The sequence below is a fragment of the Streptomyces sp. R35 genome (genome assembly GCF_041053035.1).
Classification (GTDB): Bacteria; Actinomycetota; Actinomycetes; order Streptomycetales; family Streptomycetaceae; genus Streptomyces; species Streptomyces lutosisoli.
Map to the genome: position 1 here is coordinate 4,971,271 of NZ_CP163440.1, position 14,517 is coordinate 4,985,787.

Here is a 14,517-nt window from a genome sequence, read left to right on the forward strand (position 1 = left end):
AGGACAGCATTCGCTAGGATCGGGCCATGGCCACTCAGGGTACGTTCCGTCGGCACCGCATCGTCGTCCTCGCCCTCGACGGGTTGCTGCCCTTCGAGCTGGGCATCCCGCAGCGCATCTTCGGCAAGGCGCGCGACACGGACGGACAGCCCCTGTACGACATCGTCACCTGCTCGATCCGGCCGCCCGGCCCCGTCGAGACGGACGCCGACTTCGCCGTCCTCATCGCGAACGGTCCGGAGGCGCTGGCCACCGCCGACACCGTCGTCATCCCCGCCTCGTACGAACTCGGCCCCGTCCACGACGAAGGCGTCCTCACCCCCGAACTGGCCGCCGCCCTCGCCCACATCCGCCCCGGCACCCGCCTCGTCTCCATCTGCACCGGCGGATACGTCCTCGCCGCCGCCGGCTACCTCGACGGCCGCCCGGCCACCACGCACTGGATGCACGCCGAGCACTTCCAGCAGCTCTTCCCGAAGATCCAGGTCGACGCGGACGTGCTCTTCATCGACGACGGGGACATCCTCACGTCCGCCGGTGTCGCGGCCGGGATCGACCTGTGCCTTCATCTCGTACGCCGCGACCACGGCGCCGCCGTCGCCAACGACGTGGCCCGCCGCACCGTCGTGCCGCCGCACCGCGACGGCGGCCAGGCGCAGTACATCCAGCGCCCGGTGCCGGAGGCGCAGGCGGCCACCACGACCGCCGCCCGCGCCTGGGCGCTCGGCCGCCTCCACGAGCCGATCCAGCTGCGCGACATGGCCGAACAGGAGTCGATGTCCGTACGCACCTTCACGCGTCGTTTCCGCGAGGAGGTCGGCATCAGCCCCGGGCACTGGCTCACCCAGCAGCGTGTCGAACGGGCCCGGCACCTGCTGGAGTCCAGCGACCTGTCGATCGACCAGGTGGCGCGGGACGCCGGCTTCGGCACGGCCCAGTCGATGCGGCAGCACCTACAGGCGGCGCTCGGGGTCACGCCTACTACGTATCGGCGTACGTTCCGGGCCGGGGGCGGGCCCGGGCCCGGGCCCGGGAACGTGAGGGTCGGCAGTGGGGGTGGCAGCGGCCGAGCGGACTGGTGAGGCTGGGGACCACTTCGGGTGCGGGTGCCGGGTGGGTGGTTTTCGCCCCCGCCGCCCCTACCCGTCCCATCCCGTTCCTGGGGGCTGCGCCCCCAGACCCCCCTAAAAGATTGCGCAGTTCCCACCGGCCCTTTTAGGGGCGCGGGGAACTGCGCGACCAGCCCCCACCGGCCCGCAGCCGAACGAACCAGGGCGGGCGGGGAATCGCGGGGCGAAGCCCCGCGCCATCAGGGGCGCGGGGAACTGCGCAATCTTTGGGACCAGCCCCCACCCACCCCCAGCCGAACGCACAACCTAAAACGTCAGAACCGCCCTCGCCACCCTCCCCTCATGCGCATCCTCCGCCGCCTTGTCGAAGTCCTCCACCGGATAGGTAGCCGTCACCAACTCGTCCAGAAGCAGGCGGCCTTCGCGGTACAGCTCGGCGTACAGGGCGATGTCCCGCTGGGGGCGGGAGGAGCCGTAGCGGCAGCCGAGGATGGACTTGTCCAGGTACATGGAGGAGACGAGGAAGGAGGCCTCGGCGGTGGCCGGGGGGACGCCGAGCAGGACCGCCTGGCCGTGGCGGTCGAGGGAGTCGATGGCCTGGCGGATGAGTTCGACGCGGCCTACGCATTCGAAGGCGTGGTGGGCGCCGGTGGGGAGGATGTCCTTCACCGCCTCGGTCGAGGTCAGGAAGTGGGTGGCGCCGAACTGCCGGGCCACGGACTCCTTCGCCGGGTTGGAGTCGACCGCGACGATGGTGAGGGCGCCCGCGAGCCGGGCGCCCTGGATGACGTTGAGGCCGATGCCGCCCGTGCCGATGACGAGGACGTTGTCGCCCCGGTCCACGCGGGCGCGGTTCAGTACCGCTCCTACGCCCGTCAGGACGCCGCATCCGATGAGCGCGGCGGACGTCAGCGGGATGTCCTGGGGAATCCGGACCGCCTGCACCGCCTTCACCAACGTCCGTTCCGCGAAGGCCGAGTTGGACGCGAACTGGTACAGCGGCCGACCGCCCCGCGCGAACGGCTGCTGCGGCATCCCGATCGCCTTGCGGCACATCGTCGGCCGTCCCCGGTCGCACTCGGCGCAGGCCCCGCAGTTGGCGAGCGTGGACAGCGACACATGGTCGCCAGGCTGGACATGGGTGACGCCCACACCCACCGCCTCCACCACACCCGCACCCTCATGGCCGAGCACCACAGGAACGGGGAACGGTATGGTCCCGTCCACCACAGAGAGGTCGCTGTGGCAGAGCCCGGCCGCGGAGATCGCGACCAATACCTCTCCGGGTCCTGGATCCCGTATCTCCAGATCGTCCACGACCTGGGTCCGCTCTCCGTCGAAGATCACGCCTCGCATCGCGACTCCCTCAGCCCTTCGGCTCCCTAGGCAGGCCGAGCACGCGCTCGGCGATGATCGTGCGCTGAATCTCGTCCGAGCCGCCGTAGATCGTGTCGGCCCGGCTGAACAGGAACAGGTGCTGGAACGCGTCGAGTTCGTACGGTGCCGCCGTCGTCCAGTCCGCCGGGCCCACCGCCGCCCCGGCACCCCGCACCAGCACCGCCAGCTCGCCCAGCCGCCGATGCCAGCCGCCCCACAGCAGCTTCGCCACGCTGGGCGCCCCCGCGCCGCCCGCCTGACCGCCGTTCCCCGAACTCCCCAGCGTGCGCAGGGCGTTCCACCGCATCGTGCGCAGCTCGGCCCACTGGCGTACGAGCCGGTCGCGTACGACAGGATCGGCGACGGCACCGTTCGCGACGGCCACCTCCACCACCCGTCCCAACTCCTGGGCGAAACCGATCTGTTGGGCCAGCGTCGACACGCCTCGCTCGAAGCCGAGCAGGCTCATCGCGACGCGCCAGCCGTTTCCCTCGCCGCCAACCACGTGCTCGGCGCGGGCCACCGCCCCGTCGAAGAAGACCTCGTTGAACTCGCTCGTGCCGGTCAGCTGGCGGATCGGGCGGACCTCGATGCGGCCCGGCTGGTCCATCGGGACGAGCAGGAAGGACAGGCCGTGGTGGCGGGTGGTGTCGGGTTGCGTACGGGCGAGCACGAAGCACCAGTCCGCCTCGTGGGCGAGGGACGTCCAGATCTTCTGGCCGGTGACCCGGTAGGAGTCGGTGTCGCGGTCGCGTACGGCAGCGGTGCGCACGCCCGCCAGGTCCGACCCCGCTCCCGGCTCGCTGTATCCCTGGCACCAGAGTTCCTCGCCCCGGGCGACGGGGGGCAGAAAGCGGGCCTTCTGTTCCTCCGTCCCGTGGGCGATGAGGGTCGGGGCCAGCAGGTTCTCGCCGATGTGTCCCGAGCGGGCGGGTGCCTTCGTCCGGGCGTACTCCTCGGCCCAGACGACCTGTTGAGTCAGGCTCGCCCGCCGGTTTCCATACCCGTCCTCACCCCACCCGAGCCCGATCCACCCACCCCGCCCGAGCTCCCGCTCCCAGTCCCGACGGTCCACGCCCCCACCACCGAGACGCGCCCGCAACCAGGCCCGCGCCTCACCCCGGAACACCTCGTCCTCCGACCCGAATCCAAACTCCACGCTCGCCACCTCCGCGTTGTCTCGCCCCCGCCGCCCCTACCCGTCCCATCCCGGGGGGGCTGCGCGGGCCGTGGGGGTTGCTCGCGCAGTTCCCCGCGCCCCTAAAAGGGGCGCGGGGAACTGCGCAATCCTTTGGACCAGCCCCCACCCACCCGCACCCCCGACACACAACCGAACGGGGTCGAAGGGGCGGAGCCCCTGGGGGGACGGGTAGGGGCGGCGGGGGCGAAAAACCCTGCCCCCAAGATCTACGCATTGGGCCGCGCCCCCTCCCCCGCAGCCCGAGCCATCGCCTCCACCCCCTCCAGCAACGGCATCGGATCCACCCCCACCGTCCCCGGCAAAAAGTCCGCGATCCGCTCCGGCGTCCAGGCGGCCCCCTCCGCATACCCCGCCCGCAACTCCCGCGGCTGCGCCCACACCGCGATCTTGGGCCCGGCAATGGTGTACACCTGCCCGGTGATCCGTTCCTCCCGCGCACGGTCGGAGAGCAGGTACACCACCAGCGCGGCGACGTCCTCGGGCTCGCCGATCTCCTTGAGCTCCATGGGGACGTTGGCGGACATCCGGGTGCGGGCGACCGGTGCGACCGCGTTCGCCGTGACCCCGTACTTGTGCAGTCCCAGCGCCGCGCTGCGGACGAGCGAGATGATCCCGCCCTTGGCCGCGCTGTAGTTGGCCTGGGAGACGGACCCCTGATGGTTGCCGCTGGTGAAACCGATCAGCGTCCCCGAGCCCTGCTTGCGCATCACCGCGGAGGCGGCCCGGAAGAGCGTGAACGTGCCTTTGAGGTGGGTGGCGACGACCGGGTCCCACTCCTCCTCGGTCATGTTGAAAAGCATCCGCTCGCGCAGGATCCCGGCCACGCACACCACGCCGTCGATCCGTCCGTACGACGCCAGCGCGGTGTCGACGACCCGCTGTCCGCCCGCCATCGTCGAGATGTCGTCGGCGACGGCGACCGCGTCGCCGCCCGCCGCCTCGATCTCTTTCACGACGGCGTCGGCGATCGAGCTCGTCGGCTCGGCGCCGTCGATGGAGACGCCGTAGTCGTTGACGACGACGCGCGCGCCCTCGGCTGCCGCGGCCAGCGCCACGGCACGGCCGATTCCCCGCCCAGCCCCCGTGACGGCGATGACCTTGCCTGCCAAGAAGTTCCCCACGCCCGGCCCCTTCCCGCAGTTTCTGACGGTCCGTTAGATTCAACTCGGATTCTACGACCCGTCAGATACCTGGAGACAAGCCCCCGGGGAGGACTCATGTCACTGCCGGCCGAGTTCCACGAGATCGCCAAGCGCGTGAACAACTGGGGGCGTTGGGGGGCCGACGACGAGATCGGAACGCTGAATCTCATCACCGACGAGGTCGTACGGGAGGCCGCGGCCTGCGTCCGGAGCGGGCGCCGCGTACCGCTCGCGCTCCCCCTCCAGCAGGACGGCGTACAGACGGGCATGATCCCCGGGCGCGTCAATCCGCTGCACGCCATGGTGCAGATCAACCAGGAGATCTTCGGGCCGGGCACGGTCGCGTGCAGCGACGACGCGGTGACCATGGGGCTCCAGGCGGGGACCCACTGGGACGCGCTCACCCATGTCTCACACTCCGGGAAGCTCTACAACGGCCGCCCGGCCGACACGATCACCCCGCACGGCGGCGCCGAGTTCAGCGGCATCGACAAGCCGCGGCACATCGTCTCGCGCGGTGTACTGCTCGACGTCGCGCGGGCACGGGGTGTCGAGCGGCTGGAGGGCGGGCACGCCGTGACGCCCGAAGACCTGGACGCGGCCGAGGAGTTGGCGGGTACGCGGGTACGGGCCGGCGACATCGTCCTCGTACGGACGGGGCAGATCCAGGTGTATCTCGCGGGCGACACGCACGGGTACGCGTATCCGTCGCCCGGGCTGTCCGTGCGCACCCCGGAGTGGTTCCACGCGCGTGATGTCGCGGCGGTCGCGAACGACACCCTCACGTTCGAGATCTTTCCGCCGGAGATCGAGGATCTGTGGCTGCCCGTGCACGCGCTCGACCTTGTCGAGATGGGGATGCTGCAGGGCCAGAACTGGAATCTCGAAAAGTTGTCCACAGCCTGTGGAGAAGAGGGGTGCTACACCTTCCTGCTGTCGGCGATGCCCGAACCCTTCGTGGGCGGCACGGGCACACCGGTGGCGCCGGTCGCCCTGCTGTAGAGAGCCATGACCCCGGCCGGTCGCCAACTAGGGTCGGGTGGCGGCGCGTCGATGCTCGCCCCGAGCACGGCACCGCGCGCCGCCATCCGGCTCCGGCGTACCCGCCCTGCTCCTCTGGCCCTGTAGGAGCCGACGCCGAATCGCGACTCACACTCGCCGAGGGCTCCCGTCACCGGAACCCTCGCCGTCCCCTCGCGGCGAATCGCTGAACACAAGCGTGATCAAACGGACACGTCACGTCAACACCCGTTCGGGGAATTATCACTTAACGTCCTATTTATGACGGCGCGTACAGAAGCACGCCAGGGCGCATTCAGCCGCGACCGTGGCCCGGTGCGGGCGGTTCGTGCATACATGCACGAACCCATGCACCCCTGCCTCCGGGGAGACCCCGGGGAGTCCTAGACCGCCTCGTACGCGAAGTCCTCGTACGCCGGATACGCGGCCCCCGCCGAAGCGCCCGGAGCGCAGCGGTCCACCTCGCACCAGATGCGCTTGCCGGCACCCTCGGGCATCCAGCCCCAGCGGTCCGCGAGGCCGTCGACGAGCTCCAGGCCGCGGCCGTTGGTCTCGTCGCCCTCGGCGTGCCGCGGGACCGGGGGCCGGGCGCTGGAGTCGGCCACCTCCAGGCGGACGGTGGCGGCCTCGCCCCCGCCCGGCAGGGACAGCCGGAGCACGGCCGGACAGCCGGTGTGCACCACGGCGTTGGTGACGAGTTCGGAGACGAGCAGGATCAGCGTCTCAGCGAGCGGTTCGTCGGCCCCTATCCCGGACCCGGCGAGCCTCGAACGGGCCCACCTCCGGGCTCGCCCCACCTCTGCGGGGTCGGGCCGGATCTCCAGCTGCACTTGAAGCACCTGCACCGCTCACACCATCCGAACCGGCGGACACATCGCCTCGCGCCTCACAAGGGCCACGATCGTAGCCATTTTCTGCATGGCCAGAACAAGGATCACGGAACGTGATTCCCTTGCGAGACAGCATGGTTGACGTACAGTCACCCCAACAAGCGCTTCGGGCATATTCCAGCGCGAAGGAGTACGCGTGCGGCATACTGTGCGACGCTCGCCACGGGGAGTCGAACAGGCAGGCGCGGGGGTCCGCCCTGCCTCGCGAGCGGCGCGCATCGCCGGGTCCGGAGCCGCCTCAGGGGCACCTCCGGGATGGCTCAGCCTCAGGACCACTCGCATCCCACACAAGGTACCGGAGCTCGGCGCCGACTCCAGGCCGTGACAAGTCACACGTAGGACACAACCCGATATCAACGCTCCGTAATTCCGGTATGCCACGATCCGCGACATTCACGTGAGCCCTTCTCGCTCCATGCCTGTACAGAGGCCTTTCAGCCCACCCCGGCGAGAAGATCATCGGCCAACATCTCCTCACTCTCCGTGACTCCACCCGCACGCTGTGTCCGCAGCCATGCCCTCTTGAGGAACAGATGGACGTCGGACTCCCAGGTGAAGCCCATGCCGCCGTGCACCTGGAGGCAGTCGCGGGCGCCGCGCACGGCGGCCTCGTCGGCGAGCAGCCGGGCCGCCGCGACATCCACCGGGTCGGCGGTCACAGCGGCCGCATAGACGGCAGCACGCGCCACCTCCACCCGCACCAGCAGCTGCGCGCACAGGTGCTTCACCGCCTGGAAGGCCCCGATCGGCTGCCCGAACTGCTCCCGCGTCCGGGCGTGTTGCACGGCCAGCTCGCAGGTACGGGCGGCGGTGCCGAGCTGTTCGGCGGCCGTGAGGAGTGAGGTGAGGAGCGAGGTGACGAGTACGGCCTCGGGGTCGGCCCGTGGCAACACGGCGGCGGGCACCCGGTGCACCGGAGTCAGCGGATCCACCGACCTCAGCGGCTCGGCGCCGGTCACGTCCCCTCGTACGGCATCGGCCTGGTCCAGCCACTCCACCAGTACCCCGTCGACGGCGGTCACCACGGCCTCTCCGGTGGCCGCCCCGTCCACCGTGCCCGCCGCGAGGTGGGTCGCGATCAGCGGGCCGGGCAGCAGGACCCGGCCCGCCTCCTCGAAGGCCAGCACCGCTTCCGGGAGGCCGAGTCCGACTCCGCCGTCCGACTCCGGCAGCCGCAGCGCGAAGAAGCCCGCCTCGCCGAGCTCGCGCCACAGCGCCCGGTCGAGGTCGGGCGGCCCGGCATCGGCGGCGGCCCGCAGCTCGTCGGGGCCGAAGCGCGCGGTCAGCAGCTCGCGCACGCCCCTCTTCAACGCCCGTTGATCGTCCGTGAGTTGGAAGTCCACTTCGGGGAGTTCACCGTCCCTTCGGAAGGCCCAGGATCCGCTCGGCCACGATGTTCCGCTGGATCTGCGAGGTGCCGGCCGCGATGGTGTACGACAGGGACGAGAGCCGGTCGAGGGTCCACTCCCGCCCCAGGTCGAGCGCCTCGGGGCCGAGGACCTCGGCGGCGGCGTCGTACAGCTCCTGGCGGGCGTGCGAGTACCGCAGCTTGAAGACCGAACCGCCGACGCCGGGCACTCCCCCGGTGTGCTGCGACTCGCTGACGTTCCACTGCGTGAGCCGCCACAGCGCCCGGAACTCGGCGTTCAGCCTGCCGAGACGGCGGCGCAGTACGGCATCGTCCCAGCGGCCGTTCTCGCGCGCCTCACGGGCGATGTCGCCGAGGACGCGGCGGCAGGCGACGACCTCTCCTACGAAGGCGGTGCCGCGCTCGTACGACAGGGTCACCATGGTCACCCGCCAGCCGTCGTTCTCGGCGCCGACGCGGTGGGAGACCGGTATGCGCACCTCGTCGAGGAAGACCTCGGCGAACTCGGTGGAGCCCGCGAGCGTCCGCAGCGGCCGGACGGTGATCCCCGGGGCGTCCATGGGCATCGCGAGCCAGGAGATGCCGCGGTGCTTGGGGGCGGTGACGTCGGTGCGGACCAGCAGTTCGCACCAGTCCGCGACCTCCGCGTGGGAGGTCCAGATCTTGGACCCACTCACTACGTAGTCGTCGCCGTCCCGCCACGCGCGCGTGCGCAGCGCCGCGAGGTCCGAGCCGGCGTCCGGTTCGCTGAAGCCCTGGCACCAGACCTCCTCGCCGCGCAGCACGGGCGGCAGCCAGCGCGCCCGCTGTTCGGCACTCCCTTCGGAGGCGATGGTCGGCCCGGCGTGCAGCAGCCCGACGAAATTGGCCCCCACGTAGGGGGCGCCCGCCTTCTCCGTCTCCTCCAGGTAGATGAGGTGCTGCGTCGGGGTGGCGCCCCGGCCGCCCGCGTCGACGGGCCAGTGCAGACCGGCGTACCCGGCGTCGTACAGCATCCGCTGCCAGCCGAGGTCGTACGCGCGTCTGCCCGGCCAGTCGTCCGGGGACGGCTTCGGGGGCAGCGAGGGGAGCACCTTGGCGAGCCACTCGCGCAACCGCGCCCGGAACTCCTCCTCCTCGGCCGTGTCCGCGAGATCCACTACAGGTCCAGGTCCAGCATGCGGATCGCGTTGCCGCGCATCAGCTTGAAGACCGTCTCGTCGTCGAGGCCCTTCACATGGTCGAGGGCGACCTCCTTGGTGTGCGGGAAGGTCGAGTCGACGTGCGGGTAGTCGGTCTCGAAGGTGGCGTTGTCGCGGCCGACCACGTCCAGGGACGCCACGCCGTGCTTGTCGCGGAAGAAGCAGCAGAAGATCTGCCGGTAGTAGTACGTCGACGGGGGCTCGGGGATGAGGTCGCGGACCCCGCCCCAGGCGCGGTGCTCCTGCCAGACGTCGTCGGCGCGCTCCAGGGCGTACGGGATCCAGCCCATCTGCCCCTCGGAGTAGGCGAGTTTGAGGCGCGGGAACTTCACCAGTACCCCGCTGAACAGGAAGTCCATCATCGAGGCCATCGCATTGTTGAAGCTGAGCGAGGCCTGTACGGCGGGCGGTGCGTCGGGCGAGGCGGCGGGCATCTGCGACGACGAACCGATGTGCATGTTCACGACCGTGCCGGTCTCCTGGCAGATCGCGAAGAAGGGGTCCCAGTAGCCGGAGTGGATGGAGGGCAGCCCCAGATAGGTGGGGATCTCCGAGAAGGTCACGGCTTTCACGCCCCGGGCCGCGTTGCGGCGGATCTCGGCGACCGCCAGGTCGACGTCCCACAGCGGGATCAGGCACAGCGGGATCAGCCGCCCGCCGCTGTCGCCGCACCACTCCTCGACCATCCAGTCGTTGTACGCGCGCACACAGGCCAGGGCCACTTCCTTGTCGTGCGCCTCGGCGAACGTCTGCCCGCAGAAGCGCGGGAACGTGGGGAAGCAGAGGCTGCCCTCGACGTGGTTGAGGTCCATGTCCTTGAGGCGCTCGGCCGGGTCCCAGCAGCCGCGCCGCATCTCCGCGCGCGTGATGCCCTCCAGCGTCATCTCGTCGCGGTCGAAGCCGACGGCGGCGATGTTGCGCTTGTACGGGAACTTGAGGCCCTCGTAGACCCACCAGTCGGTGGGCGGACCGTCCGGATCCATCGTGATCCGGTATTTGCCGCCCACGTAGGCGAGTTCACCGATGCCGGCGGTGAGGGGCTGCGGCCCGCGCTCGCGGTACTTCCGCGGCAGCCAGGTCTCGAAGAGGTGCGCGGGCTCGATCACATGGTCGTCGACGCTGATGATGCGGGGCAGTTCGGTCATGGTTCCCCTCCGCCTTGCGTACGTGTCCGGTGGACGTACCCGACGAGCGCATGGCACGTGAACGTCGAACGCGTGGCACGTGGCGACGTATCTGATGACCCGTCAGATCCTTCTCCCCAAGCAGGCTAGCTCCGCGCCTATGGACCGACAAGGCGGCGAGCCCTACGCTCTGCCCACGATCTGACTGTCCGTCAGTTGCAGGGGGTTGAAGTGAACGACACCGCACACGCCCTGGGGTCCGCGCGCACGCTGTGGGAACTGGTCGCGCGCCGCGCCGACCTCACCCCCGACCGGCTCGTCCTCCTCCAGGACGACCGCTCCCTGAGCTTCGGCGAACTGCGCGCCCGCGCCGAGCGGGTGGCGGCGGGCCTCTACGACATGGGGGTGCGCCCCGGCACCGTGGTCGCCTGGCAGCTGCCCACCCGTATCGAGACCGCGCTGCTGTCCTTCGCGCTGGCCCGCCTCGGCGCCGTACAGTCCCCGGTCATCCCCTTCTACCGCGACCGCGAAGTCGGCTTCGCGCTACGGGAGTCCAAGGCCGAGTACTTCGCCGTACCGGGCGAGTGGCGGGGCTTCGACCACACGGCGATGGCACGGCGGCTCGGCGCGAAGGGCGTCTTCGAGGCGTACGACAGGCTGCCGGACGGCGACCCCGCCGTGCTGCCCGCCCCGCCCTCCGAGGGCACCTCGGTCCGCTGGATCTACTGGACCTCCGGCACCACCTCCGACCCCAAGGGCGTGCTGCACACGGACCGTTCACTGATCGCGGGCGGCTCATGCCTCGCGCACGCGCTGCACCTGTCGGCCGACGACGTGGGCTCGATGGCCTTCCCGTACGCGCACATCGCCGGACCGGACTACACGGTGATGCTGCTGCTGTACGGCTTCCCGGCCGTGATGTTCGAGCACTTCGCGCTGCCCGCCGCACTGGACGGCTACCGCAGGCACGGGGTGACGGTGGCGGGCGGCTCCACGGCCTTCTACTCGATGTTCCTGGCCGAGCAGCGCAAGCAGCCCGGGAAGCCGGTCATTCCGACGCTGCGGCTGCTCGCGGGCGGCGGGGCGCCGAAGCCGCCCGAGGTCTACCACTCCGTCGTACGGGAGATGGGGGTGCAGCTCACCCACGGGTACGGGATGACCGAGGTCCCGATGATCACGATGGGGGCGCCGGACGACACGGTCGAGAACCTGGCGACGACGGAGGGCAGGCCGCCGGAGGGCATGGAGATACGGGTCGTGGACGGGAAGGGCGCGGTTCGGCCGTACGGCGTCGACGGGGAGGTACGGCTGCGGGGCGAGGCCGTCTGCCAGGGGTATCTGGACCCCGGGCAGACCGCCGCGGCCTTCGACGCGGACGGGTTCCTGATCACCGGGGACGTCGGGCATCTGACGGGGAGCGGGCATCTCGTCCTGACCGGGCGCCTGAAGGACATCATCATCCGCAAGGGCGAGAACATCTCCGCCAAGGAGATCGAGGACCTGCTGCACCAGCACCCGGCCGTCGGCGATGTCGCCGTGATCGGGCTGCCGGACGCCGAGCGCGGGGAACGGGTCTGCGCCGTGATCGAGGCGGCGGAACAGGCGCCGGGGGCCGGGCAATTGACCCTGGAGGCCGTCGTCTCGTATCTGCGCGCGGAAGGGCTGTCCGTGCACAAGCTGCCGGAGCAGTTGGAGGTGGTGGACGCCCTTCCGCGGAACGAGACGCTGCGGAAGGTGCTCAAGTACAAGCTGCGCGAACGGTTTTCGGGACGGTCGGGGACCGCTCAGGACGCGCGGCCGTCGGGTACTACTCCGGCACCGTGAAGTAGCGGGCGAACGCGCTCACGACCTCCGCCTCGCCGACCCGGCCGTCGGAGTCCGTGTCGAGGGCGCCGGCCGCGACGGCGGCGATGTCGTCGCTCACGCCAAGGGCCTTGAGGACGCGCGTGGTCTCCTCGACCGTGGCCGCGCCGTCCCCGTCGGTGTCCGCGACGGCGAGAGCGGCGTGCAGGAAGGGGCGGGCGATCTCGGCGAACCGCTCGGGGTTGTCGCGCAGCCGCTTCACCGCGCCGCTGACGAACTCCTCACGGGTGATCCGCTGGTCGCCGTCCCGGTCCGCTATCCCGGCCATGCCCTGCCAGAACGCCTCGGCGCCGACGTACAGGGCCTGGCCCTTGTCGGAGCGGGCCGTCGTACCGAACTCGGTGAGGACCGCCTTGGTCGCGGCGTTGAAGTCCTCCCGGTCGATGTAGCCGTTGCCGTCCTGGTCGAAGCCGGCGAACCGGGCGGCAATCCTGCGCTCGTACTCGGTGCTGACCATGGTGTGTTCGGACCGCCTTACATCTCAGCCGGTCTCTCAGCCGGACTGGGGTTCATCTGGGACGGAGCGTACGACGCCGGGGCCACCGCGGGAGCGGGAAAACGACGGTTGTACCAAGACTGCGGGAATTCTGGGACAACCGTGTGGCCGTGTGTCGCGGGACGAGTGAGGGGAGTCACGCCGACAGGGGACGCGCGGGGAGACAGGGGGCATCACGCGGAGAGAGTCATCACGCGGACAGCGGGCTCGACTCCTCGCCGACGGCCGTGGCGACGTCCGGGTACACGTCGAAGAGGCGGCGGACGCCGAGGGCCGCGAGGACGCGGTTGACGTGGGAGCCGTCGGTCGCGCCCCGGGCGGGCAGGATCAGCCGCAGCCGGCCCTGGCAGGAGCGGATCAGACGGCGGGTGGCGATGAGCACGCCGACGCCGCTGGAGTCGCAGAAGAAGACCCCGGAGAGGTCGAGCACGAGACTGCGGCGGCCGTCGGCCACCGCGCCGTGCACCCGTTGGCGCAGCACCGGTGACGTCACGAGGTCCAGCTCGCCCGACACCCGCAGCACGGCCCACTCGCCCTCTTCGCCGTCTTGGTCCTCGGTCACCTTGAGCGTCATCGCAACGCCTCCCGCTCGCATCGCCCACCGAAAACGGAAGCCGTTCCTTCGCTTCCCTTCAGCGCGGCTGCCCCGCCCTCGTTCCATGAAACACCGGTCCGCGAACGAAGAAACGCCGGTCTACGGTCGAAAATGCGGGGCGAGCGAGCTATTTCGGACGTGAACGGTCTGTTTCGATCGGATTCGATGGGGAAGACGGTTGGCTTCTACCATTCTCGGCCTGTCCAGGGGCGCACATTGACGCAAAGGGGCGTGCGCTGTCGGACGTGCCGACTACATTCGAGACAGTGGTGCACACAGGCTGGACAGCAGCAGCGCACACGCACCGAGCACAGGGGCAGCAGACAGCGACAGAGGCAGGGACAGGCGCCGGGCACGATCAGGGGTGAGGGGGCCGCATGGCGAAGAGGGACGCACCGCCCCGCTGGGACCGCAGGATGCAGCAGCGGCTCGCACGCGGGGAGGCGGCGGCGCTCGGTGAGCTCTACGACCGGTTCGCTTCGCTCGTGCACGGCCTCGCCCACCGCGTGCTCGGCGACGAGCGGGCCGCCGACCGCATCACCCGCGAGGTGTTCGCCCATGTCTGGGAGAACCCCGACGCCTACGACCCCAAGCAGGGCCCGATGCGTTCCTGGGTCGCCGCACTGACCCACCGCCTCGCCGTGCAGCGGCTGCGCGCGACCGAGACCGCCGCGCTCGCCCGGGGCGGCGGGGGCACCACCGAGGAGCTGGAGCGGAAGGTGCGCAGCGCCTCCGTCGCCGCCCGCGCGGACTACATCGTCACGTCCATGCCCGCCCCGCTGCGCGCCGCCCTGGAGCTCGCGTACTTCCAGCGCCGCGACTACCGCCAGGCCGCCGCCGACCTCGGCGTCACCGAGGACGAGGCCCGCCGTCGGCTCCGCCTCGGCCTCCAGCTCCTGTCCACCGCCCACGACACCGGGCCCGCCGGCGCACCGCCCGAGTACAGGGGTGGTGTGCGGTGAGCGGAGGAGCGGACCGCCGTTTCGAGGCGTTCGACGAGCACGACGGGCGTGAAGGACACGAAGGGCATCAAGGGCCTGAAGGCCATGAGGAGGAGGGCGGTACGTACGAGGGGCGCGCGGGCGCCGGAGGCGCCGAGGGCGGCGTAGGGCCGGACGGGGCCGCCGCGGCGGCCGAGGGTGGGCCCGCGGGGCCCAAGGGACCCAGCGAACCCGGCGGGCCCGCTCAC

Annotated in this window: 13 protein-coding genes; 4 read left to right on the top strand and 9 right to left on the bottom strand. The window is 70.8% G+C overall.

Annotation, left to right across the window (positions count from 1 at the left end):
- The first annotated feature begins 26 nt into the window (after positions 1 to 26).
- Complete coding sequence (locus AB5J50_RS22710) at positions 27 to 1,082, top strand: GlxA family transcriptional regulator (RefSeq protein ID WP_369260238.1); 1,056 nt, start codon at positions 27 to 29, stop codon at positions 1,080 to 1,082.
- 294 nt (positions 1,083 to 1,376) lie between these two features.
- Here AB5J50_RS22710 and AB5J50_RS22715 read toward each other — a convergent pair whose 3' ends face one another.
- From AB5J50_RS22715 to AB5J50_RS22725, 3 genes are all read right to left on the bottom strand, one after another.
- Positions 1,377 to 2,426 carry a Zn-dependent alcohol dehydrogenase gene (locus tag AB5J50_RS22715; RefSeq protein ID WP_369260239.1) on the bottom strand — a complete coding sequence of 350 codons (1,050 nt, stop codon included), beginning with the start codon at positions 2,424 to 2,426 and terminating at the stop codon, positions 1,377 to 1,379.
- A gap of 10 nt (positions 2,427 to 2,436) precedes the next feature.
- A complete protein-coding gene (locus AB5J50_RS22720; protein WP_369260240.1) occupies positions 2,437 to 3,606 on the bottom strand; it encodes an acyl-CoA dehydrogenase family protein in 1,170 nt (389 codons plus the stop codon).
- Between the two features lie 248 nt (positions 3,607 to 3,854).
- Positions 3,855 to 4,769 (bottom strand): SDR family oxidoreductase, encoded by a 915-nt coding sequence (locus tag AB5J50_RS22725; RefSeq protein ID WP_327429597.1) that lies wholly within the window; start codon positions 4,767 to 4,769, stop codon positions 3,855 to 3,857.
- A 96-nt stretch (positions 4,770 to 4,865) separates the two neighbouring features.
- Here AB5J50_RS22725 and AB5J50_RS22730 point away from each other — a divergent pair, with 96 nt between their 5' ends.
- On the top strand, positions 4,866 to 5,792 hold the full coding sequence (locus tag AB5J50_RS22730; protein WP_369260241.1) for a cyclase family protein: 927 nt from the start codon (positions 4,866 to 4,868) through the stop codon (positions 5,790 to 5,792).
- A 401-nt stretch (positions 5,793 to 6,193) separates the two neighbouring features.
- Here AB5J50_RS22730 and AB5J50_RS22735 read toward each other — a convergent pair whose 3' ends face one another.
- The 4 genes from AB5J50_RS22735 to AB5J50_RS22750 all read right to left on the bottom strand — a co-directional run bounded on the left by AB5J50_RS22735 (position 6,194) and on the right by AB5J50_RS22750 (position 10,395).
- On the bottom strand, positions 6,194 to 6,655 hold the full coding sequence (locus AB5J50_RS22735) for an ATP-binding protein (RefSeq protein WP_327429599.1): 462 nt from the start codon (positions 6,653 to 6,655) through the stop codon (positions 6,194 to 6,196).
- Positions 6,656 to 7,134: 479 nt separating this feature from the next.
- Positions 7,135 to 8,043 carry an acyl-CoA dehydrogenase family protein gene (locus AB5J50_RS22740; RefSeq protein WP_369260242.1) on the bottom strand — a complete coding sequence of 303 codons (909 nt, stop codon included), beginning with the start codon at positions 8,041 to 8,043 and terminating at the stop codon, positions 7,135 to 7,137.
- Between the two features lie 10 nt (positions 8,044 to 8,053).
- The gene (locus tag AB5J50_RS22745) at positions 8,054 to 9,208 is read right to left on the bottom strand and encodes an acyl-CoA dehydrogenase family protein (protein ID WP_369260243.1); all 1,155 of its coding nucleotides are present in this window, start codon (positions 9,206 to 9,208) and stop codon (positions 8,054 to 8,056) included.
- Complete coding sequence (locus AB5J50_RS22750) at positions 9,208 to 10,395, bottom strand: amidohydrolase family protein (RefSeq protein ID WP_369260244.1); 1,188 nt, start codon at positions 10,393 to 10,395, stop codon at positions 9,208 to 9,210. The genes AB5J50_RS22745 and AB5J50_RS22750 overlap by 1 nt, the downstream gene beginning before the upstream one ends.
- A gap of 210 nt (positions 10,396 to 10,605) precedes the next feature.
- On the opposite strand from AB5J50_RS22750, the gene AB5J50_RS22755 reads away from it, so the two are divergent.
- Positions 10,606 to 12,198: a class I adenylate-forming enzyme family protein gene (locus AB5J50_RS22755; protein ID WP_369260245.1), complete on the top strand. Its 1,593-nt coding sequence runs from the start codon at positions 10,606 to 10,608 to the stop codon at positions 12,196 to 12,198.
- Here AB5J50_RS22755 and AB5J50_RS22760 read toward each other — a convergent pair.
- Both AB5J50_RS22760 and AB5J50_RS22765 read right to left on the bottom strand, forming a co-directional pair.
- Complete coding sequence (locus AB5J50_RS22760) at positions 12,182 to 12,694, bottom strand: EF-hand domain-containing protein (protein ID WP_369260246.1); 513 nt, start codon at positions 12,692 to 12,694, stop codon at positions 12,182 to 12,184. The genes AB5J50_RS22755 and AB5J50_RS22760 overlap by 17 nt on opposite strands.
- Before the next feature lie 229 nt (positions 12,695 to 12,923).
- A complete protein-coding gene (locus tag AB5J50_RS22765) occupies positions 12,924 to 13,307 on the bottom strand; it encodes an STAS domain-containing protein (RefSeq protein ID WP_327429605.1) in 384 nt (127 codons plus the stop codon).
- A gap of 398 nt (positions 13,308 to 13,705) precedes the next feature.
- Between AB5J50_RS22765 and AB5J50_RS22770 the strand changes: the two genes are divergently transcribed.
- A complete protein-coding gene (locus tag AB5J50_RS22770; protein ID WP_369260247.1) occupies positions 13,706 to 14,290 on the top strand; it encodes a sigma-70 family RNA polymerase sigma factor in 585 nt (194 codons plus the stop codon).
- Positions 14,291 to 14,517: the final 227 nt, after the last annotated feature.